The 267-nt window shown below is 61.0% G+C and carries 1 pseudogene; it reads right to left on the bottom strand.

The window, feature by feature from the left end:
- Positions 1–267, bottom strand: a pseudogene (locus H3Z84_RS01715) (IS21 family transposase); the annotation flags it as partial.

Here is a 267-nt window from a genome sequence, read left to right as displayed (position 1 = left end):
CCTCATGGATCTCACCGGTGGTGCGGTCAATGACGGGCACCGTGTGCCCAGCATAGTCCACGAACAGCTTTTCACCGGCTCGGTGGTCCTGACGCATCACCAGATCCAGCTTGCCCTGCCAGGCCCGGTAGTGCTCGCAGAACCAGCTGTACTGGTAGCCATCCGGATTGGCTTCCCGGTACTCCTGCCAGAGCAGGAACAGGGTGACGTTCTTGCCCCGGAGTTCATCGTGGATTCGCTTCCAATCCGGAATGCCTCGGGCCTGTG

Origin of the sequence: Marinobacter sp. bablab_jr003 (assembly GCF_016464245.1) — a bacterium.
Lineage (GTDB): Bacteria > Pseudomonadota > Gammaproteobacteria > Pseudomonadales > Oleiphilaceae > Marinobacter > Marinobacter vinifirmus.
The sequence above is the reverse complement of the archived record's forward strand: the minus strand, read 5'-3'. Positions and strand labels throughout refer to the sequence as shown.